At 63.7% G+C, this 25,738-nt stretch carries 21 protein-coding genes, 3 tRNA genes and 1 pseudogene; 5 read left to right on the forward strand and 20 right to left on the reverse strand.

What is annotated here, in order from left to right:
* Positions 1-371: 371 nt before the first annotated feature.
* The 6 genes from IEV67_RS16055 to IEV67_RS16080 all read right to left on the reverse strand — a co-directional run bounded on the left by IEV67_RS16055 (position 372) and on the right by IEV67_RS16080 (position 9,111).
* A complete protein-coding gene (locus tag IEV67_RS16055; protein ID WP_188437600.1) occupies positions 372-632 on the reverse strand; it encodes a hypothetical protein in 261 nt (86 codons plus the stop codon).
* Positions 629-3,622, reverse strand: a complete 2,994-nt coding sequence (locus IEV67_RS16060; RefSeq protein ID WP_229703227.1) for an AAA family ATPase — start codon at positions 3,620-3,622, stop codon at positions 629-631. Before IEV67_RS16060 ends, IEV67_RS16055 begins: the two co-directional genes overlap by 4 nt.
* A 360-nt stretch (positions 3,623-3,982) precedes the next feature.
* Complete coding sequence (locus IEV67_RS16065) at positions 3,983-4,900, reverse strand: DNA adenine methylase (RefSeq protein ID WP_229703229.1); 918 nt, start codon at positions 4,898-4,900, stop codon at positions 3,983-3,985.
* Complete coding sequence (locus tag IEV67_RS16070) at positions 4,870-5,673, reverse strand: hypothetical protein (RefSeq protein WP_188437606.1); 804 nt, start codon at positions 5,671-5,673, stop codon at positions 4,870-4,872. The genes IEV67_RS16065 and IEV67_RS16070 overlap by 31 nt, the downstream gene beginning before the upstream one ends.
* A gap of 184 nt (positions 5,674-5,857) precedes the next feature.
* Positions 5,858-7,777 carry an ORC-CDC6 family AAA ATPase gene (locus IEV67_RS16075; protein WP_188437608.1) on the reverse strand — a complete coding sequence of 640 codons (1,920 nt, stop codon included), beginning with the start codon at positions 7,775-7,777 and terminating at the stop codon, positions 5,858-5,860.
* Positions 7,774-9,111 (reverse strand): metallophosphoesterase family protein, encoded by a 1,338-nt coding sequence (locus IEV67_RS16080; RefSeq protein ID WP_188437609.1) that lies wholly within the window; start codon positions 9,109-9,111, stop codon positions 7,774-7,776. The genes IEV67_RS16075 and IEV67_RS16080 overlap by 4 nt, the downstream gene beginning before the upstream one ends.
* 423 nt (positions 9,112-9,534) lie before the next feature.
* Between IEV67_RS16080 and IEV67_RS16085 the strand changes: the two genes are divergently transcribed.
* The gene (locus tag IEV67_RS16085; protein ID WP_188437611.1) at positions 9,535-10,533 is read left to right on the forward strand and encodes a zeta toxin family protein; all 999 of its coding nucleotides are present in this window, start codon (positions 9,535-9,537) and stop codon (positions 10,531-10,533) included.
* Between the two features lie 197 nt (positions 10,534-10,730).
* Here IEV67_RS16085 and IEV67_RS16090 read toward each other — a convergent pair whose 3' ends face one another.
* The 3 genes from IEV67_RS16090 to IEV67_RS16100 all read right to left on the reverse strand — a co-directional run bounded on the left by IEV67_RS16090 (position 10,731) and on the right by IEV67_RS16100 (position 12,389).
* Positions 10,731-10,985, reverse strand: coding sequence for a glutaredoxin family protein (locus IEV67_RS16090; RefSeq protein ID WP_188437613.1), 255 nt, complete (start codon positions 10,983-10,985; stop codon positions 10,731-10,733).
* A 482-nt stretch (positions 10,986-11,467) separates the two neighbouring features.
* A complete protein-coding gene (locus tag IEV67_RS16095) occupies positions 11,468-12,175 on the reverse strand; it encodes an AAA family ATPase (protein ID WP_229703231.1) in 708 nt (235 codons plus the stop codon).
* The gene (locus IEV67_RS16100) at positions 12,165-12,389 is read right to left on the reverse strand and encodes a helix-turn-helix domain-containing protein (protein ID WP_229703233.1); all 225 of its coding nucleotides are present in this window, start codon (positions 12,387-12,389) and stop codon (positions 12,165-12,167) included. The genes IEV67_RS16095 and IEV67_RS16100 overlap by 11 nt, the downstream gene beginning before the upstream one ends.
* A 124-nt stretch (positions 12,390-12,513) precedes the next feature.
* Between IEV67_RS16100 and IEV67_RS16105 the strand changes: the two genes are divergently transcribed.
* From IEV67_RS16105 to IEV67_RS19035, 3 genes and pseudogenes are all read left to right on the forward strand, one after another.
* Positions 12,514-13,104: a hypothetical protein gene (locus tag IEV67_RS16105; protein ID WP_229703234.1), complete on the forward strand. Its 591-nt coding sequence runs from the start codon at positions 12,514-12,516 to the stop codon at positions 13,102-13,104.
* A pseudogene (locus tag IEV67_RS19030) lies at positions 13,097-13,228 on the forward strand (Arm DNA-binding domain-containing protein); the annotation flags it as partial. The gene IEV67_RS16105 and the pseudogene IEV67_RS19030, both read left to right, overlap by 8 nt.
* Positions 13,229-13,495: 267 nt before the next feature.
* Positions 13,496-14,233, forward strand: coding sequence for a tyrosine-type recombinase/integrase (locus IEV67_RS19035; RefSeq protein WP_229703298.1), 738 nt, complete (start codon positions 13,496-13,498; stop codon positions 14,231-14,233).
* Positions 14,234-14,366: 133 nt separating this feature from the next.
* Here IEV67_RS19035 and IEV67_RS16115 read toward each other — a convergent pair.
* From IEV67_RS16115 to IEV67_RS16145, 7 genes are all read right to left on the reverse strand, one after another.
* Positions 14,367-14,440, reverse strand: a tRNA-Met gene (locus IEV67_RS16115).
* Positions 14,441-14,484: 44 nt separating this feature from the next.
* Positions 14,485-14,556: transfer RNA gene (locus IEV67_RS16120), tRNA-Thr, on the reverse strand.
* A 66-nt stretch (positions 14,557-14,622) separates the two neighbouring features.
* Positions 14,623-15,759, reverse strand: a complete 1,137-nt coding sequence (locus IEV67_RS16125; RefSeq protein ID WP_229703236.1) for a M23 family metallopeptidase — start codon at positions 15,757-15,759, stop codon at positions 14,623-14,625.
* Positions 15,760-15,969: 210 nt separating this feature from the next.
* Positions 15,970-16,764: an inositol monophosphatase family protein gene (locus IEV67_RS16130; RefSeq protein ID WP_188437621.1), complete on the reverse strand. Its 795-nt coding sequence runs from the start codon at positions 16,762-16,764 to the stop codon at positions 15,970-15,972.
* Positions 16,761-18,029: a YhjD/YihY/BrkB family envelope integrity protein gene (locus IEV67_RS16135; RefSeq protein WP_188437623.1), complete on the reverse strand. Its 1,269-nt coding sequence runs from the start codon at positions 18,027-18,029 to the stop codon at positions 16,761-16,763. The genes IEV67_RS16130 and IEV67_RS16135 overlap by 4 nt, the downstream gene beginning before the upstream one ends.
* 95 nt (positions 18,030-18,124) lie before the next feature.
* Positions 18,125-18,922: an enoyl-CoA hydratase/isomerase family protein gene (locus IEV67_RS16140; protein ID WP_188437625.1), complete on the reverse strand. Its 798-nt coding sequence runs from the start codon at positions 18,920-18,922 to the stop codon at positions 18,125-18,127.
* A 49-nt stretch (positions 18,923-18,971) separates the two neighbouring features.
* Positions 18,972-19,466, reverse strand: a complete 495-nt coding sequence (locus tag IEV67_RS16145; protein WP_188437627.1) for an FBP domain-containing protein — start codon at positions 19,464-19,466, stop codon at positions 18,972-18,974.
* A 298-nt stretch (positions 19,467-19,764) separates the two neighbouring features.
* Between IEV67_RS16145 and IEV67_RS16150 the strand changes: the two genes are divergently transcribed.
* A complete protein-coding gene (locus IEV67_RS16150; protein ID WP_188437979.1) occupies positions 19,765-19,947 on the forward strand; it encodes a hypothetical protein in 183 nt (60 codons plus the stop codon).
* A gap of 39 nt (positions 19,948-19,986) precedes the next feature.
* Here IEV67_RS16150 and IEV67_RS16155 read toward each other — a convergent pair whose 3' ends face one another.
* The 4 genes from IEV67_RS16155 to rpoC form a co-directional block, all read right to left on the reverse strand.
* Positions 19,987-20,358 (reverse strand): A1S_2505 family phage non-structural protein, encoded by a 372-nt coding sequence (locus IEV67_RS16155; protein ID WP_188437629.1) that lies wholly within the window; start codon positions 20,356-20,358, stop codon positions 19,987-19,989.
* A gap of 113 nt (positions 20,359-20,471) precedes the next feature.
* Positions 20,472-20,553 (reverse strand) — tRNA-Tyr (locus tag IEV67_RS16160).
* An 87-nt stretch (positions 20,554-20,640) separates the two neighbouring features.
* Positions 20,641-21,561: a carbohydrate kinase family protein gene (locus IEV67_RS16165; protein WP_188437631.1), complete on the reverse strand. Its 921-nt coding sequence runs from the start codon at positions 21,559-21,561 to the stop codon at positions 20,641-20,643.
* Positions 21,562-21,841: 280 nt separating this feature from the next.
* Positions 21,842-25,717 carry a DNA-directed RNA polymerase subunit beta' gene (gene rpoC, locus IEV67_RS16170; RefSeq protein WP_188437633.1) on the reverse strand — a complete coding sequence of 1,292 codons (3,876 nt, stop codon included), beginning with the start codon at positions 25,715-25,717 and terminating at the stop codon, positions 21,842-21,844.
* Between the last annotated feature and the right edge of the window lie 21 nt (positions 25,718-25,738).

Here is a 25,738-nt window from a genome sequence, read left to right on the forward strand (position 1 = left end):
ACCGCTGGGGGTGTCGTTCCTTATACCGGCGCTGGTATTCGCGAACTTTCTCCGGATGCTCCGCCCGAAATCGACGGGACCTCTCAACTGCAATGTCTCTGTTCTCGGCGTACCACTGTCGGCTGTGCGCATTGCGCTTCAGCCGCTGCCGGCGTCGATGAGCCTGTCGTCTTGCGGACTCACGGTTCAGTTCGCGGGTCCGTTCGGGGTTCCGTTCTCGCCATGCCCGATGTAGTGCCGCGATCTCCTCGGGGTGCGCTTCACGGTACCGTCGCCGATATTCCGCTGCCGCTTCTGGATTTTTCTGATTCCACGTAAGTCGACTGCGCGAGTTCCTTGGCTCTCCCGCATTCTCTGTCGGGCACATGCGATCATTCCGCGGGCGAGGTACCCGCCACGGTGCCGTAGACGAACGCTGTCAAGGCTTCCCTGTGACGTGTGGGATCAACCACGGTTCGTCCGATCAGATCCCGCAGTTCAGCGCTCACGTGCTCTGCGGCGAGATCATCCAGGCACCAGTCGATGTCTTCATTGAGCTGATACCCCGGGGAGTCTGCAGGCAGTGCCGGGTAGTACATAATCGCGATCGTTCCGACCCGCTGCAGCAACGCATCGGCATCGTCGAGTTTCATCGGATTCCTCCTTGGTGAGATGCTGGCGCCTGGACGACCAGCTCGCGGTGGTGGGTTCGTTCGTCAATTGGTTCAAGACGTGACATCCGGTCATCAGCGAGAAATGGCGCCAAGCCGCGCGCTTCGATTGCCAGGGCCGCGTGTAGCCGTTCCTCCAATTGTGCCCGCGCGGTGCCGTCGAGTGCAGCACGTTCTTCGTCGCCGAACCGACGGGCCCGGCCGTGGTGCCGCGCCTCGCGGTCTGCCGCATCAGCATCCGCGGTGAGCAACACGGTTCGAGCAGCACAGAGCCAGTCCGTGAGATCGGGCGAGTCGGGCGACGTGGAGATGCCAGGTGCGACCTCTGGTCTGGCGAGTGCAGCGGTCTCGTCGCGTGCCGACCTGCGCAAGTCGCGGTGCGCTTCTCGGATGGCGTCCTCCACATCAGGTTCGGGGAGTCCCCGCATCATCGCTCCTGCGAGTTCTTCGGTCGCCCCAGCGTCGGAGGGGGCAACGACGACGACTTCGTTGTGCCGTCTACCGCGGGTCAAGCCCACGTACAGCCCCGATGCATCGACGTCCGGGCCGACGAGCGAGATGTCGGTCGTCTCCCCCTGGATGCCGTGCACAGTCGTGGCATACGCCAAGTGAACGTAGTCCGCAGCGTACTCTCGGGACACAACTCTTGTGTCGGCAGCATCGTCGATTCGCTGGAGCTCCAAGGCTGTGGGGCCGATCCGCGTAACCATCCAAATCGCGCGATTCTCCACACCTGCATCGCGGTCGTTTCGGCGGGTCTGGACAACGTCTCCTTCTAGGAGCCGCTGCTCCTCCCCGCCGACCGCGATCCGGTGCGCACGGATCTGGCCGCGGATGACGCGCTCCTGTTGAATCGCGTCATTGATGTACGACGCTTCCTCATTCGTCGCAGTGACGATCGCGACCGACCGGCCGCGATCGTGATGGTAGAAATACCCGTGGACGAGCGCCGCGCGCGCAGCATCAAGATCGCCCACGCGTCGCACATGATTCTGTTCTTGAAGTGTCGCAGCGGTATCCAACGCGTCAAAGATGGTTGCGGGTGAGCGTACCCGCAATGTGAGCGCCGCGTACTCCGGGTCTTCGAAACGATGCACGCCGGTCAGTTCGACGGCGTGCCCGGCACGGCGTTCGGCAAGAGCCATCGCCCCGGAATGACCGATAGGGCTCGCCTGGTGGGGATCACCAACCAGGGCGATACCAGCTCCCGTTTCGATGGCCAGTTGTGTCAGCGCGTCAGCAGCGTTGAGATCTAGCATCCCCGCCTCGTCAACGACAACGCGGACGCGTGGGTCGAGGGAGTGGTGTCGCGGACCCAGATAAGTGCTACCCGTGGAAGGGTCTCGTTGCCCGGGGCACAGTCTCCACCACAGATCGGCACCAGCGTCATCCTTCCCCCACCGCCAGCCGTGGTCAGCGAGCAGCGCATGGATGCTGGTACCAGTTGCACCGATCTCGCGACTCGCAACCGCCGCTGCCTTTCGCGTCGGCGCCACGATCAGCAGGCGCCGCTTCTGCACTTCTAGCGCCGAGCGCGCAACGCGCAACATCGTGGTTTTCCCCGTCCCCGCCGGCCCTGTGACTGTCACGAGCCGATCCAAACCCGCGACTACGCCGGCGGCGAGGCGCTGGGAAGGATCCAGTTCGCCACCCGCGAGCATCCGTCCCGCGGTTAGATCTACCCCAGGGTTCACTGAGTTCGGTATTGGCGCGTTACTCAGGCAGACGAGTCGCGCTCCGAGATCAACCTTGAGACGCGCGAACTCGTGCGTGACAAGCGCCTTCACATGTTGCGGTTTATCCAGGTCATCGGGGATCAGATCTCGTGTGTGTGCAAGAGCCCGCGCGGTGACGTCGTCGACGAGGTACTGCAGCTGGTCACGGCCGCCGACTACTCCCGACGACGCTACTGCACGACCGGCACCAGCGCGGATGTCCAGCACGCTGAATCGTCCGTTGCTCGCTCGGGATCGTTGATCCGCATCCGCCACCGCCCGCCGCGCGAGGAGGTCGTGATCCACCCAGTCGAGCCTCGACCCCGGCATGGTCAGCGGCTGACGCGGGATGAGGACTTTGGGGTCAATACGCAGCAGTTCCTGTGTCGTCAGATCGGACCATTCGTCCTCGTCCACCTCACTCGGCTTGCCCGGGCGGTTGATCGCCCACGAATGCCGATCAATCATTTGCACGACGTCCGAACTCGGAGTCTCGCCCGGATGGCTGACCCTCCACTGTTCGAACAGCACGGCCCTGTTCGCTTCGATCTGATTCGACCGACGCGACACCGCACGGACGAGATGGGCGAGCTGCGAGATCTCCCCGTCCGCATTCAAGTCGTAACCGTGAGCTGCGAGTGCTGCGATCCACTCTGGGTCCGTGCGGGCTGCGAGATCTCCCTCGGCATTGACGATGTTCTGCACCCGCATTGCTACCCGCGAGTCGACGTTCGACCACTGGCCGTCTATGCCGCGAACGCGCACGTTCAGCCACAGGTGACGATGAATGTGAGGATCCAGCGCGCGCGATCGACGATGCTGAAGTTCGACTACTTCCAGTCGCGCGAGCCTCTCCCGGATGCGGCCGCCGGCGCCCCGCCGAGCATTCAGCTCGCGCTCCCAGGTCATGATGATCCGGTCTCGGAGGCGATCCTGCAATGCCTCGTACGCACGCTCAAGCTCAGGGTGCAAGAGCGTGGCGATGCTGAACGACTTCCACGCGTTGATCGTGCTGTCAAGAATCAGATCCGACGCAGGAGACGCAAGCTCTCGCCCTCGGCGCTCCCCCGTCTCGGGATCACGCCCGTCCACCCACTCTGTCAGCTGCCGCGCGTCCAGCTCGTCGCGAGCGGTCACGCCGGCTTCGATGCTGAACCGCGAGACAGTCGAGCCGTCGACACGACTGTATGCTTCCAGCGCATCGACCCCAATAGCGCGCATGTGTGAGTCGCAGGACCCCCGGAACGCGTAGGCCATCGCCTGCCGGACTCCCTGTGAGCCCGTACCCCGTTTCCAACGTTCGAGTCCTCCTCGCACACCATCAGCGTACGCCGAGTTTGCCTATCACGCCAGAGTATTCACAGAAAGTGCCTGCGTGCATCGCTAATACGATCAAAGCTGCCGCGCCGAATAAGCTCGGTTTGCTGTGATTCCCAAGCAGATCCCTCACCGTCTGAGAGGATTGATTCATCGACATAGCCCCACCCCCGTATCCAGCCATTCACCGCCAGCCAGGTGATGACTGCCCGTACGGTGAGCTCGACAACACGAGGGTTCGAATCGAAGAATGATCCTGTCGACGGGTGCACTGGAGGTTCGACGCCCAAAAGAGCCCGACTAAAAGTCTGTACCGGTGAGCGGTGCGTCCTCAGATTCGTCGACGATCTTGACCTGTGCAGGCACTCGCCATTGCCCCGACGACACCATGTCTCGGCAGCCGGTTGGCTCGTGCGTCAGGCAGACTTCTACCAGCTGGTTGCCGCGTCTCCTTTCGCCCACAACGGTCCACCCTTGGTACAGCCGAAGCAGCGATGGATCCGTCGGAAGGGTGATGTAGATTTTAGCCCCTAGCCGCCGACAGCGTTCGGCTTCCGCTGCGAGCCGCCGGTGATCGGACGGAGAGAAAAGCAGTGAGCCGTATCGCCTAAAGGGATAGTCACCTGATGCACCATACGGCGGATCCAGAAATACAACGTCGCCCCCGGTGACGCGCGCCATCAGATCCAGATAGTCCACGTGCTCAACCGATACTCGTCGCATCACCTCTTCGAGCTCACCCATGCCTTTTGCGAAGGTGTCCAAGTTGAGGCGGCCGCCGCCGCCGTACGGCACGTTGTAACGCCCCTTCTGGTTGGTTCGATACAAGCCGAAATAACCGGTTCGATTGAGGAAAGCGAATCGAGCCGCGCGTTCGACATCGGTCGGCGGCGACCAGTCGCGTACTTGCAAGTATGTGTCGCGGTCATCGTGCAAGCTTCTGAGAATCGCGACGATGTCTTGGCCGTGCGTTGCGGACTGACCGAAAAAATTTACGAGCTCGCCATTAGTGTCAGCGCCCATAGAAGATGTCGCCGCGATCCCGAAAGAAACGCTCCCCCCGCCGAAAAAAGGTTCCACGATGCGTGGAATGTGCGTCGGCAAGAATTGCTTCAGGAGTGGTACGAGTTTGCGTTTGCCTCCGGCCCACCTCAACGGCGTGACACACGTCGCGGACGACTGACCCACTACAGGCGCACCCTGACTACCGTGTACCATGCGATCTCCGCGGCGCTCGACTCAAGACGCCGCTCAGGATCGGAATAATAGACCTGCGCGACGGGATGCTCGATAGCATACAGTGCCATCGCCAACGCAGCTACCTTCGTGCCGCACAACACGAAGCTCACCGCAGCGGGGTCCTCCGGGTCGGCGATTATCGGCGCGAGCGCGCGCTCTAGGACTTCAAGGCATCCGGACATGTCGTTCGAGGGAAGGTAGAGCACACCATCTTTATCAACGAGGTATTCTTCCGCGACCCCCGCGCTCGCGCGCCGTGCGGCGCGCTCGTGTTGCTCATCGATACCTGTAGACAGCGCGACCAAGACTCTGTCAGGTTCCAATGCATTGACGAGGCGGCGTGTGTGCTCGCCTTCGAAGCCCCCAGCGATCACCATCACCGAACGCGCGCTCGGGGACGCGCCATCCCCCAGGGTCGGAATCGCCCGCGGTATCCACGTGCCTTCGGTGAAGGCGGCAGGGCCAGAGGTTGTCTCATACCTGCGCGCGGCGGTGTAAACAGCCGAGTATGTATCTATAAGACCAGTCCGCGCGCCGAACCCCAGCAAACTCAGCGCAACATAACGAGGCACGCTATTCAGATCGATCGCGATGCGAAGAGGGCGACCAAGACTTTCGTAGATCGAGCTGACCGAACGACGAACGGCCAGCCACGCTGAGACGAGGTCAGCCGAGTCGACATCCAAAACAATCGGAGGGTTATCAGCTACGGCCATCATTGTTTCGAAGAGCACGACTTCGTGCTCATCCACACGCCCAGATACCCCCCGGTTTTGATACCGAAGCAAGAGAGCGTACGGAACCGCGGAAGGCAATGAGATCTCAGTCAAAGCCATGCACCGGCGATCCCAGGTTGCTGCCCCGATAAGCAAGTCGACGTCACGCACGCCGACTTGATTTGCCTCTACCGAGAGTTCCTGGCTGACGGATCGCAGACTAGCCACGACTGGTTCCTTCCCATTCTCCCAAACCGGGCAAAGTCGGATGACCCTGTCGTGCTGATGGTTGGGTCGCTACGGAGGAAAGCCACTTGCTTGGCGCCGCCGCAGAATCCGTCATGGCCCGCCCAACTAAATCAAATGTGAGCGTCGTATCGTACTGAGGCTTCCAATAACTAAAACCAAAGTGTCGCGCGAACGAGCGGTTGACTCGGCAACTAAGTCGCCCCTCCGTTATTTCAAGGTCTGAGATGTATCCGTAGCTGGCGGCCTGCTCGAGCAAGCGAATCAACGTAGCGTAGCTAGCGCCCGCCTCAATTGGTCGACCAGGGTCGCGGACAACGATCCGATTCGCGTTGGGTCTGCCCATGCGCTTGTCGCCGTAAAAGTCACTCCTATGCGAAACTTCCCCAAACAACTTCACGACCGCACTCGCTACAACATGATCAACCAGAGTTGCGGACATCGAGTCAAGCTTCTGCCTTCCGAGCCTGTCGAGGGCCGCGTCCTGCAATCTGTAATCCAGCCGCGGGGCGGCCAAGAATTTGGCGACGTCCTTATCCGTCATCGACTCAGGCTCATCGCGGCTCCACAATTCCATCGCGTATCGAAGAAAGCGCACGAAATCGCGAACGCTGTTGTCCGCCATGTTTACAGCGATTCGCCACCCTGCGTACGTTGGACGATCGATTCCTAGCGAACCCAGAAGGTGCAGGTAACCAGCGATCTTTTTCTTGCGGTACCCGACGCTTTCATCTCGTCTCGACTGCGCCGTGTTTGCACGAATTGCGCCAGCTTGTTCTAGATGTTCCCGGATCGGACTTCCCCCGCGCGGCCGTCGGCGCATGCGCTCGGCCGCGCGCCGCTCCGAGCGGCTGATTGCGATTTCGAATAGTTCGTCGAGATCCGGATTGCCAAGAAAGCTCTTCAAGTCGAACCGAGGGCGGGCGACACCGACGAGCTCTAGGCGCGCACGCATCACGCCATTAAGCAAATCGACCATTTGCTCCGGTGGCCGGTCGTCGAGATCGACGATCTCTCGATCATCGATCGACAGCGACGCACCTGCAGCCCGCGTGGAGCTCCCGAGCGAGTTCAGCACTGAGACGGCGAGATACACAGGGGAGTCGGTTTCGCGAATCAGGGTTCTGAGCGCAACTGCCCAGTCTTCCGAGAGAAACTCACCTTCGTCCATGCAAATGCGGAAAGTCCAGAGGCCTTCTCCACCAAGCCTGGAGACGAATGTTGCAAGCGCGGAGAATACCCTTGATGAAACAACACCAAGATCTAATAGGTCTAGACGCGTCAGCGCATCTTCCGGGCTCGGGAACTCTATAGCAGCGGCGTCTCGCAGATAGCGCATAATGCCGCGCGCGATTCTATCGATGTCGACGATGCTGATCGTCTCGTTGGTGGTGACAGGGCCGACTTTCAGCGCCTTTGGGACCCACTCCCACACCATTTGAGCGACTGGGCCCAGATCAGCGAGCTCCTCGCCGTAGGACGCAAAGCGGCGTGCGTCATTGAGCCCCCGAATAGCGGCACATATCTCGACGATCCAGCTGGCGCGCAGATAGCTGGAGATGATTGCGTAGCGCACCTGGTCATTGCTCGAACGTAGCCAGATATCGAGCATGTCGACGGGAAGGAGCTTGATCTGCAGGAAACAACCCACGGTATGGTCAGCGAATGGTTCATCACCGAGTGCGCTTCGCAAGTGCGAATTGGTTAACCGTTCACGCCAATCGAGAGCACGAAGAAGTGTCGTCTTGCCCGTGCCGCGGTGTCCTTTTAGTACAACATGTTTGGCTAGGCGGGATAATCGTTGATATGCGGGAGTCGCCAGGTAGTAGAAGTGCTGGATGCGGTCTTGCTCCCAGCGATCGTCGAAGAAATGAGCGAGCGTCTTAGTTGTCAAATGAGGTACCCCGCATCCGCGAAAGATGTTCCTGGAACGGTGTTGCGACGCAAGACCCCTGTCCAGCAGAGCGTCTCGACCAGGGATTCCACTTCGTCGGCAGGCATTGGCGGACTGAACCGGCTCCCCTCTGCCACTAGCTCACCGCCGGTCGCGGCGCTATTCTGCACTACAAATGCAAGAAGGTTCCGTTGGGCTGCCGTGAGCGATGGCCGTCGAGCTAAGGAGACCTCGATTAGGTCCGGTTCCAGCGATATTGTCTGCTCACCTTGGCTGATTCGGTACTTCTCGACGCGGATCCCAAGGGGACGGCCCTGAGCGTCGAACTTGATCGCGATCTTATTGAATCCGGAGCGCAGTTCTGGCGCCGCGATGATGACCGCACGGTCATGCAGAGGCAGAATGTCATTGGCCTTCGGAAAATCGACGATCTCGACGACATGCTGATGGATGTGTCCGTGCAGATAGAGCACCGAGCGTCCGAGCTTCGTCAGCTGTCGCCTAGCTTGACCCGCGTTCGCCATCTCGGTATAAGGATTGAGGCGCGGAGTATGCTGCGGGAGCAACCCATGGTGTGCGAGCAACACGGGAACGACTGTCCCGTTCAGATGCCCCCAGCAAGCAGCGATTCCTTGGAGTTCATCGGGGTGGAGGAGCGGAACGTCAAGGACCTCTTCTAGGGCCACGCCTGGGGAGTGTCGCTCGATCGCCGCATCCAGGTCCAAGCCATCTAGTTCGTTGAGCGCCGCCTCCAGTACTAGGTCCTTCGCCCCAGCAGGCAGATCCCGCCTCGTCGCGCCCACACCACGACAAGTGTTGACGCTGACGACGCTGACCCCTCCGCCATCAGGCAGGGCGACCGTAGTCTCACGATGGCTTCTTGTGAACACGTCACCCAAGCCCTCATGTACGCAGATCTGCGCAAGCACTTCAAAACGATCCAGGTCTTCGAAACTGACGAACGGCTGGTCTCCTTTGAAGTTGACATCATGGTTGCCCGGAACCACGTGCAACCGGTCAGGGCCTATCTTTTCGACTAGACGGCTGTCCCCCAATACTTCAGCAAGATAGCGAACGCCGCCGACGAATCCGTCACGGTCACCACGCGATGTGATGTCACCACACACGGCGACGATGGCCCCTGGGGAGGCGTTAAGCTGGTCGACTATCGCACGATGCACCTCGCGCGGAATGGGATATCCGAGCGTTGCGTCAAGTTGGCCCGGTGTGGATGAGTCATGAGTATCTACATCAGTGGTTGCGGCCTGAAACTCGCAAAAATGTAGGTCACCAAGCTGAAGAATTATCTGCTCATGGGGCACAGTCGCGGTCACTCCTGTCACCCCTTCGTCAGCTAGCCTCGAAATGATCCTATGGTACGGCCGATGCTACGCGAGTCCTGTTGCCCGCCCTCGCATCAACTAAGTACCCTCCGCCGCCGCCGAAGCAATACCCGAGTCACACGGCGCGCAGATCGTTGCGCCGTTGGTAAGCTCCCACGAGGAGTAGCAAAATGCCAAGATACCCCTCGCCATGGCGAGTCAATGATGCAGTGCTTCACGACGCCCTGCGCGATGAATTCCGCTCAGCCATCGCCGCGGTGATGGCCGCTGCCGATGACTCCGGCGACGAGGCGGTCGGCCTGATTCGGCAGTTGCGGTCCGACATATACGACACGGACGGCTTTGACCGCAGCGGGGTGGCGTCGCACCTCGCTGCCGGGAGATCGCCGACTCGAGCGACCCCGGAGCGGTCGCGTGACCGACGGTGAGTCAGTAGATGCCAGACGGGTGCAGGATGTCATCCTGCGGTCGTTGTTCGATGGCGCCCGTCCGAGCGAGACCCCGACTTTCGTGCTTCTGGCGGGTGCGCCGGCCGCTGGCACGGGACGTGCGATCGCGCGGCTGCGGCGCGAGCATGACGGGGACCTCGTCCCGGTCTCGATCGAGGATCTGCAGGCCTTCCACTCGAGGTACTTGGACACGCAGTTCCGGCAGTCCGCTGCGGGTCGGAAGGAGCTGTCGCAGCTCGCGGCGTCCTGGCTGCAGGCCTGCATCAGCCATACGCGCGAGAACGGGTACTCGTTGCTTCTTGAGGGCGAGTTCCGGACTCCAGACACGGCGCTGGGCGTAGCGCGACGGTTTGCCGATTCCGGGTATGACGTGCACGTCGTCACTGTCGCTGCGCGCGATGATCAAAGCCTGCTCACCGCCACGTCGCGTGGTCTACGCCGCATGCAGGAAGGACAACCGGCGGAATTTGTCACCCCTGCAGAGAACGAGCAGAGCATGCGGGACGTGACCGCGCTGATCGTGGCTGCCGCTGACAGCCCGTTGGTCCGGCGCGTGTCCGTGCTCAACCAGCACGGTGTGACAGTTTTCGATGCCGAACGGTCAGAATCTGGGATGCTGAGCGGAGCATCCGTCGCGCTGAGCACTTCACGATCAGAGGCGATGAGCGCTCTCGAGGCGACGCAGTGGTTGAGCGAGCTTCGCCACATGACCGAATACGCACGGTCGCTGCGAACCCTCCCGACCCCTGCTATCGAGTCCCTCATCGAGCTGCATGAGATGGCGATCCGACGCGTCGTGCCGGAGCTGCCCGTGCCGCCCGGTTCCGAGGTCGCGAGGATCCAGCAACAGAAGCTGGCAACAGATCTCGCTGCACTCAAACGCATGCGGGTGCAGCCAGAGGTCATCGATGTGGCCGCCCCTACCGTCACACCCGCGGAGTCTCGGCCTTCGATCTCTCGGTGAATTGACCGCGCATTGTGGCGTCGTCCGGATAGCTGCCGATGCCTAGTGGGCGGTGGGCTGGGGAGTGCCGCGTCGTGGAATACCGGACCGAGCGTCAGCGAGGGAGGATATGCCGCGAAAGCGCGGAACGGACCAGGTCGCCGTCCACTACCCTCTTGCAGCCGGCGGTGCTGCTCAACACCGCCGTCCTGTCCGTCTCAACCGATTTCGAGATCAGAAGCTAGCTCGTCGATGAGGTCGGGGCGGAAGCCCGACCAGCGCGCATCTCCTGCTTCGATGACCGGAGCCTCGCGGAAACCAAGTCCGTCGACGAGGAAAGCACGGATCTCAGCGTTGTGTTCAGCGTGGATGTCGACAAGGTCGTATCGAATGCCCAGCGCGTCGAGGCGCTGACAAGTGAGCCGACAGCGCTGGCACGAGGGCCCGCTCGAGTACACCGTCACGTGCGTCATGATGCGCTCCTCCGCTCTGGCCCGAACTTCGCAGAGCTTCCGAGGTTCCGCTCTCCGGGACTTCGAGACTTCGCGACTCTGTTACTTAGGGAGTCCCGAGCTTCTGGAGCCCTAGGCTGCGAGACTTCCGGACTTTCTGTGTCTGTAGCTCGCAGACTTCGGAAGTCTGGAACTCCGGAAGTCACCGAACGGCGAAGTTCGTCCTCGTCGGAGCCGCGGAGCTGGTCCCGATGCGCCAGGAGGAGGTCGATGGTGACGCGGATGAGGGTGTTCTCGGTGATGCGATCGCGCCTCGAGGTCCGCTCTCGCATGAGCGACCGGGTCAGCGTCGTCAGCTCCGTGTACTGGTCGTCGCGAACGCGGGTCTCTTTTCGCGTGAGCTTCAAAAATTTGGGCACCGGCTCCGGCGTCCGGCTTCGCTGACGATCGAGTCGTACCCGCGTCCCGCTGAGACGCTCACTCAGGTTGACCTGGCCCATGATTCACCACGCTCCCTGCAACTGTGGGTTCAGCTGCTCGGTCACCTCAAGCCCGAGCCGCGTGACATCCCAGATAGCGCCCTGTGTGCTCCGGTTGTCGCGGACGGTCGTGACGAGGCTCCCCAGCACCGGCGCATCAGCCTGCGCCTTGTACTGGCGCAGGCACGCGTCGAAGCGCGGCACCCCGAGCGTGACGTCGAGGAGCTCCTTCCAGGCCTCCAGCTGGCCCTGGATTCGCGGATCGATCCGATTGAGCAAGACCGCGAAGCGGACTCCGCGCGGCTCGATGAACCGCTGGATTGTCCGCATGGTTGGTTCGACGGCGAGCGGCTCAGGGGTGAGCGGGACGATGACGAAGTCCGACGCATCGACGACGACTTCCAGTGTGTGAGGGTCCTCCAAACTCCCCGGCGTATCCACAATCACAACGTCGTACTCGCGGTCGAGGTATGACAGCCTGGAGAGGACAGAGGAATGCTGGCTGCCCGCGAAGTCGAACGGCAGGTGCCGCTCCGCATTTTCTGCCCACCACACGGTGGACTGCTGAGGATCGACGTCCACCACCAGCACGCGATGTCGGCGCGACAGCGCTGCGGCGAGCTGCATTGCGACCGTCGTCTTCCCCATCCCACCTTTCTGGTTCACGACCGAGATGATCTTCATGCCTCCAGCGCCAGCCGCGTTGGACGGCATGGCAAGTTCAGCGAGCATGGCCGTCACCGGACGACATCGCTGACGCGTCGATCCACGACTTGAGCTCTTCAACGTCATAGAGAATCACTCGGCCGAACTTGTAGTAGTCCGGGCCGCGCCGCTCGTACCGCCACTCAGCGAGCTTCTTGACCGTGAGCCCCGGGATGAGCCGGGCCACCTCCTGCGGCTTCACGAATTCATGCCCTAAGTCGGGCGACTTCATGGTGGTCACCGTTGACATCGTCTTCACCCTTCTTGCGTATCGAAACTACGTATTGACACAAGTAGACGACTTAGCCGTACACTTAGTCAAGGGGTTTCTGTGAATCTCTGGCGCGGTAAGGCAAACTAGGGGGGTGAAGGTCGACGTGAAGAATCCTGACGGCACAGCAATGACGTGGCACTCCGCCACACAGCCCGTCGGGTCCGCGCTGCGCATTGCCCCTGAGTTCGTTGCCTCCGTGGTCGACGAGGACGCTGGAGTCGAAACCACCATCGAGGCGCACTACAACACGGACGAGGGGCGCTACATCGTCACCACGATCCTCAACCGCGCAACCCGACCGGACTTCGACCACCAGGCGCTACGGCGCACCGCATCAGCCGCCATCGTGCAGGCCGCCGTCCCTAACTGCATCGCCGTGCGCCTGAGCGACGAACCAGACTCCACCTGGACGACGATCGCGGACCTCACCTCCACCGAGGGACGCATCATCCCGCCATGGATGGCAGCCACCGCGGTGAAACGCGGCATGAAGGACGAACGCATGGAGGTCGTAGAGATCCTTTACGGCGCCGCCGCCCTTGCTGGTACCCCGCCCGTACGCGCCGTGCAAGTGGAACTCGACATCCCCCACCGCACTGCATCCGACTGGATCAAAAAGGCCCGCGACGCAGGGCGCCTGGAAGGCATGTCGTACACCGTCGGCCGCCAGGCCGATGGGTAGCATCGAGCCGTACGAGACTACTTCAGGCCGACGGTACCGGATCCGATACCGTACGCCCGAGAATCGACAGACGGACAAGCGCGGATTTCGCACCAAGCGCGAAGCAGCCGAGTACCTGACTTCTGTCGAGACCCAGAAGTCCCAAGGGGACTACATCGCCCCCAGCAGGTCAAGAATCGATATCAACACCTGGGCCATCACCTGGCAGCAGACACTCGCCCACTTGAAGCCAACGACGCGCTCTGGATACATCTACAGCCTGAACCGCCATGTGCTTCCACGATGGGGCAGGATCCACTTAGCCGATATCTCCCATACTGACTTGCAAGTGTGGGCCGGCGAGCTCTCCGAAACGCTAGCGGCTTCAAGCGCGAGGCAAGTGTTCCACGTCATGAACAGCATGCTCACGCTCGCCGTACGCGACAGAAGGCTGACCCGAAATCCATCAACCGAGGTCAAGCTCCCGAAGGTGACGAAAGCGAAGCGCGGGTATCTCGACCACGCACAAGTGCGCGAACTTGTGCGTGCCGCAGGACCAGACGGAGACATCATCGCCACGCTCGCCTATACCGGGCTTCGATGGGGTGAGCTTGCCGCTCTTACCGTCGATAGCGTCGATCTCGGGAGAAGACGACTCTCGATCACTCAGAGCGTGAGCGAGGTCGGTGGCGCACTCGTCTGGGGCACTCCGAAAACCAACCGATCACGCGTCGTCGGGTTCCCCGCGTTTCTGACTGAATCCATCCAAGCTCGCATGAGCGGCAAGCAACCGACAGACCAAGTGTTTACATCTCACGACGGTGCCGTCCTACGCAACAATAATTTCCGACGCCGCAGCTTCGCCCCCGCGCTCGAGCACGTGCGGGAGATCGATCCCACGTTCCCTGTGATCACTCCCCACGATCTTCGACACACAGCAGCCAGCCTCGCCGTCTCTGCCGGCGCGAACGTCAAGGCTGTGCAACGGATGCTCGGGCACGCTTCGGCAGCCATGACGCTCGACGTCTACGCAGACCTGTTCGATGACGACCTCAACGCAGTCTCAACAGCGCTCGATCGCGACGCAAGCGCCCACTTCGGCGACGGAAGTTGGAACAGGCAAGAACCAACCCAAGCTGGTCTGCGATAGACCAGAAAAGACCTGCTCAAACGGACCGGTTCCGAATGGTTTGTGGGCAAAATGTGGGCAGAACGGCGATTTTGGGCTGACAGCACCACACCAGCAAAAGCAAAAACCCCCGTCGACCGGGGGTTTTTATCTGTAGCAGGAGCGGGGCTTGAACCCGCGACCTCACGATTATGAGTCGTGCGCTCTCACCAACTGAGCTACCCTGCCGCACGGCATCCCCGCCCATGAAGAACATGAAAGCGAATGCTGCGAGCCCCGAGTCAGGATTGAACTGACGACCCCTTCCTTACCATGGAAGTGCTCTACCACTGAGCTATCGGGGCGTTGTCACCCGCGAGGGCAACCACACGAGAATACCATTTCTTCGGCGTTCTCAAAAACTGAGGAGGTCAGTAAGACCTGCGTCCGGCGTTCTCCTGCAGCCAAGGCAGCGGGTCGATCGTCGAGTCGTTGACGATGAGCTCGAAGTGCATGTGCGCACCGTAGGAGCGACCGGTGTTTCCGACCTGTCCGATGACGTCTCCGACCTTGACCGTCTCGCCGGCTTCGACCCGCAGCGAGCCGTACTGCATGTGCGAATAGTGGCTCGTGATGAGCGCGCCGTCGATGATGTGATCGATGTAGACGGTGACGCCGTAGTTGCCGCCGGACTCCGTCGCTATGCGCACCGTTCCATCGGCGATCGCCTGCACCGGCGCACCGGCACCTGGCACGAGGTCGAGCCCCTCGTGCAGACGTCCGTCGCGCATCCCGTACCCGTAGCTCATGCCGACGCCGACGACGAACGGCCACTGGATCGCCGCCGTCGGGTCATTCGTGTACACCGAGTTCGAGTAGGCGATGCCCTGCTCGGCGGCAAGGTCGCCGAGCGAGAGCGTCGAGAAGCTCTCCGCGCGCTGGATCGCGTCGTTGCGCACATCGGACGACGCGACGTACGCCTGGATCTCGTCGTCAGAGACATCGGATGCTAGGCCTTCCGACGCAGCGACCAGCGAAGTCGCCGACCGGACGGGAATGCCCTGAGCTGCGGCGACAGCCTCAGCGGGCAGCGTCATGGAGACGGCGAGCAGACCGGCGATGCCCATGATGCTCACCGTGGCGCCGGCCGCGACGAGTTTGCGTCGCGTGCGGCCTCTGCGCGGAGCGACGTGCACGGCGGTCGCCTCGGCGGGAAGCGCGCTCTTGACCGGCATGGCGGGCTCAGTCACCACCGGCTGCTCACCCGTCACCGCACGGAAGGCGCGGGATGCCGCGACGAACGCGTCGGCGTGCGCATCAGCATCCGCCGACGTCGTGACGATCTCGATGATCGGCTCGCGCCCTGCCTCGGCAGCTGCCGTCAATTCGACGACGACAGGTCCGTCGGACACGGCCTCCGCGACGCTGTCAGGGGCGGTTTCGATGCTCTGAAGTTCGACCCCATCGGGCACGACGACCTGAGACTCAGCCATCGCCGAGCGCAGACGCTCACGTGCAGCGCGACGAGAGAGGACCGGCATGACGACCTCGATCGAGGAAGTCTCCACTCGAACGCCTGCCAGGGTCACCGAATCCGCAACCTGGCGACGGCTGGAACGGCGCGTGGGCGCAGGCTCAGCCATAGGGGCGTCAAGGGCCAAAACGGTTCTCTCGGGATTCGCGCTGGGGGGCTAAAGACCTTCGAAGTTCGGGGCGAACGAAGGTAACGATCGCGTAAACACTACCGTGGTCGTACTGAGAATGCCATGTACGGATCCTCAAATCTCCTTGTCGAGGGCCCCGGTGATCCGAGCGTGCAACGGCGCCCCTGCAGCGATCAACATGGGACGAGCGGATGCCGTGTCGAGACGAGTCACGATGCCTCCCGCTTCGGTGACCAGAAGGAAACCGGCCGCGAAGTCCCACGGGCGCAGTCCTCGCTCGAAATAGCCGTCGAGTCGCCCGGCGGCAACGTAGCTGAGATCGAGCGCCGCAGACCCGCCCCTGCGCAGGTCGCGTGCGAGCGGCATGACCTGTCGCACGGTCAGCAGGTCGCCGTCGTGCGTCGACGGGTCGTAGCCGAATCCGGTCGCCAGCAGCGCACCCGCCGGCGTCTCGTCCGTGACGGCGAGGCGAACTCCATTGAGCCACGCCCCCTCACCGCGACCTGCGGTGAAGAGCTCGTCCAGCACGGGCGCGTACACGGCGCCGGCGAGAGGTCGCCAGCTGTTCGGGTCGGCGCTGCCCTCGACCGCCGCGATGCTCACGCTGTACGCGGGCATGCCGTACGCGTAGTTCACGGTGCCGTCGATCGGGTCGACCACCCAGGTCACTCCGGTCGTGCCGTCGCCGCCACCGGACTCTTCGCCGAGGAACCCGTCACCGGGACGCTCGGCGTCCAGCCGAGCGCGGATCAGCGCCTCGACCTCCCGATCGGCCTCGGTGACGATGTCGGCGAGAGTCGACTTCGTGGCCGCCAGCGAGACGCCTTCGGCACGTCGGCGCCGTGCAAGCTCACCTGCCTCGCGTGCGATGTCGGCCGCGAATTCCTTCAGGTGCGACGCCGACGTCACAGCGGCGGCGCAGGGGGCGGAGGCGGGAACGCCCCTGGCGCTGCCGGAGGCACGTTCGGCGACTCCGGCGCGTCTGGGGTCGGCGGCACGTCCGGGGACGGCGGCAGGTCGGGAGCGGGCGGAACGTCGGGTGCCGAGGGCGCGTTCAGAACGGACGTGTCGCCGGCGATGCCGTCGGGAGCGGCCGGCGCCCCGGCAGGCGGAACCGGCAGGCCATCGGGTCCGATCGGAGCATCAGGAGACGAGACGAAGGCCCGCTGCGGAGGTGACGGCGCGTACGGCTGCTCGGGGTACTGCGCCTGTCCCGGGTATTGGTTCGCATCGGGGTACTGCGCCTGCGACTGGTACTGGTACTGGTTCGGATCCGGGTACTGGTTCGCGTCTGGGGACTGGCTCTGGCCGTAGTACTGGTTCGGCTCCTGGTACTGGCTCTGCTGCGCGGTCGGATACCCGGTGTAATAGGCGTTCCAATCCGGCGAGCCGTCCTGCAGCACGGGAAGCGGCGTCACGCCGTCGGCATACGTCGGCCACTGCTGCTGGATGGGCTGCTGAGCAGGCTGCTGGACCGGTGCCGCAATCGCCGGAGCGGAGCCGTAGGCCTGAGGCGCGTAGTAGCCCGCGGGCGCCGCAGGCGCCTTCTTCGGCGCGAAGAGCGCGTTGAGCAGCGGGATCAGTGTCGTGCCGACTGCAGCGAGGATCGCGAGCGCGACGACGATGCGCCAGTAGAGGTCGCCGTAGTGGAAGGTGTCGGGAAGCGTGAGGTAGATGATGAGCATCGCGACCAGCAGCACGAGAACCGCGATCGTCACGTAGTAGATGACGGTGGTGAACGTCGTGACGTAGCGCTTGACCGCGGGAGTGAACAGTCGCACGTGCAGCAGTGCGAGCTGCAGCACTCCGATCACGAGCAGCAGCATGAAGAAGCGCCCGATGCCACCGGCGTACTCCCCCGGCTCTTCGGGCAGCCAGATCTTGATGGCGCCGACCAACAGCGCGACGATCCAGGTGATCATGCTGGCAAGAGCCAGCCAGTCCGGCCTCTTCGGTGCGAGCCCCGCCTCGAGGATCGCGATCCCGGCGAAGCCCGCGAGCAGCAGAATCGTCAGGAAAGCGCGACCGATGATGCCGTCCTGATCGCCGATCAGCACCCACACCACGCAGACGAGCGCTGCCGCGATCAGCGCACCGATGGCGATCCAGATCGCCCCTCGGATCAACAGGGAGGCGTTCGCCTTCCCCTTGGTTTCCGTGCTGACCTCTGACATGACGTTCCCCTCTTCGGCCGACTGCTCTCATCCTGCCACGCCGTGCGGCGCGCGCGCAGGGATCGCCGCCGACCTGTGGGCAACTCGCGCTGAACTCAGCGCGCCTTCTTCGCGGATGCTGCGGCGAACGCCGCGACGCGAGCCTTGGCATCCGGAGTGTCGAAGGCTGCGCCGATGGAACGCGCCTCTTCGTCCAACTGCTCGGCGAACGTCCGCTCGGGACGCGAGCGCACCAGCCGCTTCGCCTGCCCGTATGCGCCCGCAGCACCGGCGAGCCAGAAGCGTGCCACCTGCTCAGCGCGTTCGCGCACACGATCGGCCTCGTCCGCAGCATCCGCACCGCTCACGACCTCGGCGACCAGGCCCCATTCCTGCGCTTCCTCCGCGCTCAAGAGGCGATCCTGCAGCACCAGCTGCAGCGCGCGCCGCTGGCCGACGGCGGCGGCGAGCTGCGCAGACACCGAGAGGTCTGGGGTGAGGCCGATGTTCGCGTAGAGGCTGCCGATCTTGGAGCGTCCGCCGACGACGGCATAGTCGGAGCAGAGCAGGATGCCGAGGCCGCCGCCCGCCGTCGTGCCGTGTGCTGCGGCGACCACCGGGACGGCCGCTTGCGTGAGCGCGCGGATGCCGGCGTTGATCACCCCGGCGAGGTCGGCGATGTCGGACCCTGCGCCCATCGTGGTCGCCATGTCGAGCACGTCACCGCCGGCGCAGAAGGCCGGCCCCGCGGCATCCAAGAGGATCGCCTTGACGTCATCCCGCGAGGTCGCCTCGGTCGTGACATCGCGCCACGCGCGGGCGAGATCGGCGTTGAACGCGTTGAGGCGCGTCGGGCGGTTCAGTGTCAACCGCGCCAATCCACCGTCGACCGAGAACAGGATGGGATCGCTCATGGCATCTCCTTCGAAGCGCGAGGTGAGTTCGTCGCGCCCAGCGTATGCGTCAGTCCGTCGACTCCAGAACTCGTTTGGCGAAACCCTCCATACGACGCCGTGTGCCGTCGAGGCGCATGTCCACCTGGCCGGGGACCCGGATCTCGTTCGGGGCGAGCGGATGCGCGAGCCGCACGTTCTCATGACAGGAGAGGTCGGCGCAGATGTAGGTGCCGACGCTGTCGCCGCGGCGCCCGGCGTCCCCCACTCGGCGCGCAGAGAACAGGGCGACCTGATTGCCGGGCTGCATCGTGTGGCAGATGTTGCACATGCCCGTACGCGCACGTCCGGGGTCGGTGGAGCGCAGTACGACGCCGACGAGGCGCCCGTCGATCTCGACGACGACGCATCCCCGCTTGCTTGACGCCGGATCGCGCCAGGCGAGGAAATCGTGGAAGTCCCAGTCGACGAGCAGGAAGTCGTGCGGCATCTCGATGAGCCGCAACTCCTCCTCCGTGGCGTTGACGAACGACGCACGGACGTCGGATTCGGTGAGCGCTCGCATCGCACCAGTCTAGGAAAGCGGCAGGCCTTCGAGGCGCGATGGCTTCAGCCTGTTCGCTATCTCCCGCATGCGTGCGCGTCAACGCCCTGCCGAAAAGGCACGCAAGCGCCGCATGCTGTCATTTCAGACCCGGAAGACCGAACGGATGCGGCCGCCGAGGTCGCCAATGAGCGAAGGGGAAAAACTCATGAGTGGAATCATCGGCAGCTCGAATGACCAGAGCTGGCCCTCCGAAGTCCCTCCCGGACCCGGACCTGCAACTCCCTCCGAAGTGCCGCCCGGGCCGCCGACTCCTCCCGTGGGTCCTGACCCGACCGCGCCCGTCGCCCCGCCGTCACCGGATGAGCCTGCCGGGCCGCCGACGCCGGATCCGGTCGTGCCGGTTCCCGACGAACCGCTGGCGCCGCACCCCGACGAACCGCTGGCACCGCATCCTGAGGAGCCGCTGGCGCCTCACCCGGACGAGCCGACGCTGCCGTAGTCGGCATCGTCCGGTGGACTACGCCAGAACGCCGGTGGACTACCGCAGATAAGGCAGGAACGGCTTGGGCGCGGTCACGTTCTCCGGCGCTCCGACGAACGCGGGAGCAACCTGCTCGGGCGTGTACCCGGCGATGCCGCAGCCGACCGGAGTGAGCAGGAACGTCAGCTCGGGGTGTGCGTCGGCGTAGTCGATGAAGGCGCGCGCCTCGGCCACGAGAATGTCCAGGCCGCTCATCGTATCGATGGCATAGGTCTGGCCGTGATGGCCGTGACCTTCGCCCCACGCTGCTCCGAACCGCTCGTGCGCGATCCTCGCAGCGCCGCCGCCATGGAGTCCTTCAGCGTTCGAGCCGAACACGAACACCTCGTCCGACTGAAGCTCGGTGATGATGTCGGGTGTGATCCTCATGCGTTCCCTCTCGATGCTCGAGTTCGGGGATCTGTCGAGAATACCCTCATTGGTCTGCTTTGCTCGATGAACGACTGAAGGCCCCCGCTGCGCGGAGGCCTTCGTTCGTTCTGTGGCGAGTGAGGGATTCGAACCCCCGAATGCGATGCAGTCTGATTTACAGTCAGATCCCTTTGGCCGCTTGGGTAACTCGCCAAGTGCACACCCGTCCAGCTTGTACAGCCAACCGGGGGCGCGAGAATCAAGCATACCCGCCGGAAGCGGGTGTAAGAAATCGGCAGGTCAGCTGCCGCGGACCCCGCGTTCGCCGTCCTCGAGCGACTCCGGCGTGCGCAGCAGCCCACCCTCCGCGCGGCACGTTGCGGCGGCGACATCCATCGCTCGATCGAGCAGCTTCTGCCAGTCCTCTGCGGCCTCCGGACGCGCCCCGATCAGCCCCTCCGCCACGGCGGAGAGCGTTGCGTCCCCCGCCCCGACCGTGTCGATCACTGGCCCGGGAAGGGTCGCGATCGGAGCGGTGAGGATGCCGGCATCCGCCTCGAGGATCGCACCATCTTTGCCGGCCGTCGCCAGCACGGCGTCGGCGCCCGACGACCGCAGCCGCGCGCGCAGCGCGTCGAGATCCCCGTCGTACAGCAGCGCCGCGTCGTCCGCTCCGACCTTCACTATCGCGGCACCTGCGACGAGCCGCTCGAACCCGCGCACGAACTCCTCACGGTCGCTGAGCATGCCGGTGCGCGGATTCGGATCGATCGCCACCCTGACGCCCTCGAGGGCAGCGGCGACAGCATCCACCTCGGCGGGCACATCGAACGGGAAGCAGCTGATCACGGCGAGATCGGCGTCCGCGAGCGCCGTGCGCGCCTCGTCGCCGTAACGGATGCTGCGCCGCTGAGCGGCCTCGTTGAAGACGTACGTCGGCTCGCCGCCGGCATCGCGCTGCACGACCGCGCGCGACGAGCCGAGCGGAGCGTCACTGGAGATCAGGCCCACGTCGTGGTCGGCAAGGTATTCACGGATGTGGGCGCCCGCCTCGTCATCGCCGACCATCGCGATGAGCGTCGTGGGCACGCCGAGCCGGCGGAGTCCGACGGCGACGTTCAGTGCGGCGCCACCGACCAGTTCGCGCACGCCGCCGCTGTCGTGGATCTCATCGATCAGTGCATCGCCGATGACGACGGCGGCGGGAGCGTTCTGCTGCATCCTGCCATTCTGGCGCATCGCCCGGGGCCGCGCCGCCGCGCGCCTCGGTGGGCAGGTGTCGCTTTGTGCCGCCTCAACGCCCGCCGCACGGCACCAAGCGCCACCTCCCGCACGGGCGCCCCACGCACCGCTCCACCAGGTGTCGCATAGTGCCGCTCAAACCACCACTACACGGCACCAAGCGCCACCTCCCGAGCATGGGCGGGCCGCCACCGCCGCCCCCACGCACGAAGAAGGTCCCAGGGCGAACCCTGGGACCTTCTTCAGTGGACTAGAACACTCAGTTGTAGGTACCGGGCGTCACGTCATCCGTTGAGAACGCGTCGAAGTCGACGTAACCGAAGTCGCCCTCGGCGTACGCGCCGTCGGATGCGAAGATCCGGTTCGGGTAGCGCTCGCTCTTGGCTTCCTCAGTCGCCTCGACGGTGACGTCGCGGTACTTCGCGAGGCCCGTTCCAGCGGGGATGAGCTTACCGATGATGACGTTCTCCTTGAGACCGACCAGCGGGTCGCGCTTGCCCTGCATGGCAGCCTCGGTGAGCACGCGGGTCGTCTCCTGGAACGACGCAGCCGACAGCCACGACTCGGTCGCAAGCGACGCCTTCGTGATACCCATCAGCTCCGAACGGCCGGATGCCGGACGCTTGCCCTCGGCGACCGTCTCGCGGTTGATCGCCTGGTAACGCTTGAGGTCGACCATCTCACCCGGGAGCAGGTTCGTGTCGGCGTGATCGACGACCGTGACCTTGCGGAGCATCTGACGAACGATGACCTCGATGTGCTTGTCGTGGATCGGCACACCCTGCGAGCGGTACACGCCCTGCACGCCGCCGACGAGGTAACGCTGAACCTCGCGGGCACCCATGACACGCATGACCTCCTTGGGGTCGAGCGTTCCCACCAGGATCGGCTGACCGACCGTGACGTGCTGGCCGTCCTCGACGAGAAGCGTCGCACGCTTCAGCACCGGGTAGACAACCTCTTCATCGCCGTTGTCTGGCGTGAGGATGACCTTCTTGGCCTTGTCGGTCTCGTCGATCGTGATGCGGCCATCGGCCTCGGCGATCGGCGATGCACCCTTCGGCGTACGAGCCTCGAAGAGCTCCTGCACACGGGGCAGACCCTGGGTGATGTCGTCCGCCGATGCAGAACCACCGGTGTGGAACGTACGCATCGTCAGCTGGGTACCGGGCTCACCGATCGACTGCGCCGCGATGATGCCGACGGCCTCGCCGATGTCGACGGTCTTACCCGTCGCCAGCGAACGGCCGTAGCACTGCGCGCAGACGCCGACAGCCGAGTCGCAGGTCAGCACGGAGCGCACCTTGATGGAGTCGACGCCGAGCTCGACGAGCTTGTCGATCAGAACGTCTCCGACGTCGTCGCCGGCAGAGGCGAGGACCTCGCCCTTGCTGTCGATCACGTCGGCGGCAAGCGTACGAGCGAACACCGAGTTCTCGACGTTCGCATCGCGCACGAGCTCACCCTGCGAGTTCGGAGCGGCGATCGGGAGCTCGAGGCCCTTCGACGTGCCGCAGTCCTCTTCGCGGATGATGACGTCCTGCGAGACATCCACCAGACGACGGGTCAGGTAACCCGAGTCGGCGGTACGCAGAGCGGTGTCAGCCAGACCCTTACGGGTACCGTGCGTCGCGATGAAGTACTCCGCCACCGACAGACCCTCGCGGTACGAGGAGATGATCGGACGCGGGATGATCTCACCCTTGGGGTTGTTCACCAGACCACGCATACCCGCGATGTTGCGGATCTGCAGCCAGTTACCACGAGCACCGGAGGACACCATGCGGTTGATGGTGTTGTCCTCAGGGAAGTTCTCGCGCATCGCGACCTGAACCTCGTCGGTTGCCTCGGTCCAGATCTTGATTAGCTCCTGACGACGCTCGGCGTCGGTGGTGAGACCCTTCTCGTACTGGGACTGGACCTTCGCGGCGAGCTTCTCGTGCTTGGCGACGATCTCCTTCTTGTTCGGAGGCGTGAGCACATCGCTCAGCGCAACCGTCACACCGGAGCGCGTGGCCCAGTAGAAGCCGGCATCCTTGATGCGGTCCAGCGTCGCCGCCGTCTCGACCTTGGGGTACTCCTCGGCCAGCTTGTTGACGATCTGCGACAGCTTGCCCTTGTCGGCAGGCTCGCGGACGAAGGGGTAGCCCTTCGGCAGCGTGGCGTTGAAGATCGCCTGTCCGAGCGAGGCGTCGACCAGGTGGTGACGCTCGTAGCCCTCAGGTGCTTCGCCCTCGAGGAAGGTCAGACCCGGGATGCGGATGCGGACCTTCGCCTGCAGGTCGAGGGTGCCCTCGTCCTTGGCGAGGATCGCCTCGGACACGGAGCCGAATGCACGGCCCTCACCCTTCGCGCCGGCCTTGACCACCGTGAGGTGGTGCAGGCCGATGATCATGTCCTGCGAAGGCAGGGTGACCGGACGACCGTCAGACGGCTTCAGGATGTTGTTCGACGCGAGCATCAGCACGCGGGCCTCGGCCTGAGCCTCGACCGACAGCGGCAGGTGCACAGCCATCTGGTCACCGTCGAAGTCCGCGTTGAACGCGGCACACACGAGCGGGTGAAGCTGGATGGCCTTGCCCTCGACGAGCTGAGGCTCGAAGGCCTGGATGCCGAGGCGGTGAAGCGTGGGTGCACGGTTGAGCAGCACCGGACGCTCGCGGATGATCTCCTCGAGCACGTCCCAGACCTCGGGACGCATGCGCTCGACGGAACGCTTGGCGGCCTTGATGTTCTGCGAGTGACCGAGGTCGATCAGGCGCTTGATCACGAACGGCTTGAACAGCTCGATCGCCATCGTCTTGGGAAGACCGCACTGGTGCAGCTGCAGCTGCGGGCCGACCACGATGACCGAACGGCCCGAGTAGTCGACGCGCTTTCCGAGCAGGTTCTGGCGGAAACGACCCTGCTTGCCCTTCAGCATGTCGCTGAGGGACTTGAGAGCACGGTTGCCGGTACCGGTGACGGGGCGACCACGGCGGCCGTTGTCGAACAGTGCGTCGACGGCCTCCTGCAGCATGCGCTTCTCGTTGTTGACGATGATCTCGGGGGCACCGAGGTCGATCAGACGACGAAGACGGTTGTTGCGGTTGATCACACGACGGTAGAGGTCGTTGAGGTCGGAAGTGGCGAAGCGGCCACCGTCGAGCTGCACCATCGGGCGCAGCTCCGGCGGGATGACCGGAACGACGTCGAGAACCATGGATGCCGGGCTCATGCCGGTCTCCAGGAACGAGCTGACGACCTTCAGACGCTTGATCGCACGGATCTTGCGCTGGCCCTTGCCCTCGGAGATCTGCAGACGCAGGTTCTCCGCCTCGGTCTTCAGGTCGAACGCTGCCAGGCGACGCTGGATCGACTCCGCACCCATGTGGGCCTCGAAGTACTGACCGAAGCGGTCCTGCAGCTCGTGGAACACGTCGTCCTCAGGACGAAGCGCGCCGACCTGAAGCGTGCGGAAGTCTTCCCACACGCGCTCGAGCTTGGCGATCTGCTCGTCGTGGCCCTTGCGGAGGAGAGTCATCTCCTTCTCGGCGGCGTCCTTGACCTTCTTCTTCGCATCGGCCTTGGCACCCTCAGCCTCAAGGGCTGCGAGGTCCTCTTCCAGACGCGACAGGCGCTCCGCGATCTTCGAGTCGCGACGATCCCCGAGCGTCTTCAGCTCGAGGCGGATGTTGTTCTCCTGCGTGGCCAGGTCGCGGTGACGAGCATCCTCATCGACCGAGATGACCATGTAGGCAGCGAAGTAGATGACCTTCTCGAGGTCCTTCGGAGCCATATCCAGCAGGTATCCGAGGCGCGACGGGACGCCCTTGAAGTACCAGATGTGGGTGACGGGCGCGGCGAGCTCGATGTGGCCCATGCGCTCACGACGGACGGAGCTCTTGGTGACCTCCACGCCGCAGCGCTCGCACACGATGCCCTTGAAGCGGACGCGCTTGTACTTACCGCAGGCGCACTCCCAGTCGCGGGACGGTCCGAAGATCTGCTCTCCGAAGAGACCGTCCTTCTCGGGCTTGAGCGTGCGGTAGTTGATGGTTTCGGGCTTCTTGACCTCACCGTATGACCAACCGCGGATGTCGTCAGCGGTGGCCAGGCCGATGCGAAGCTCATCGAAGGTGTTTGACTCGAGCACTAGTTCTCCTGTGTCTCAATA

It is taken from the genome of Microbacterium murale (assembly GCF_014635185.1).
Classification (GTDB): domain Bacteria; phylum Actinomycetota; class Actinomycetes; order Actinomycetales; family Microbacteriaceae; genus Microbacterium; species Microbacterium murale.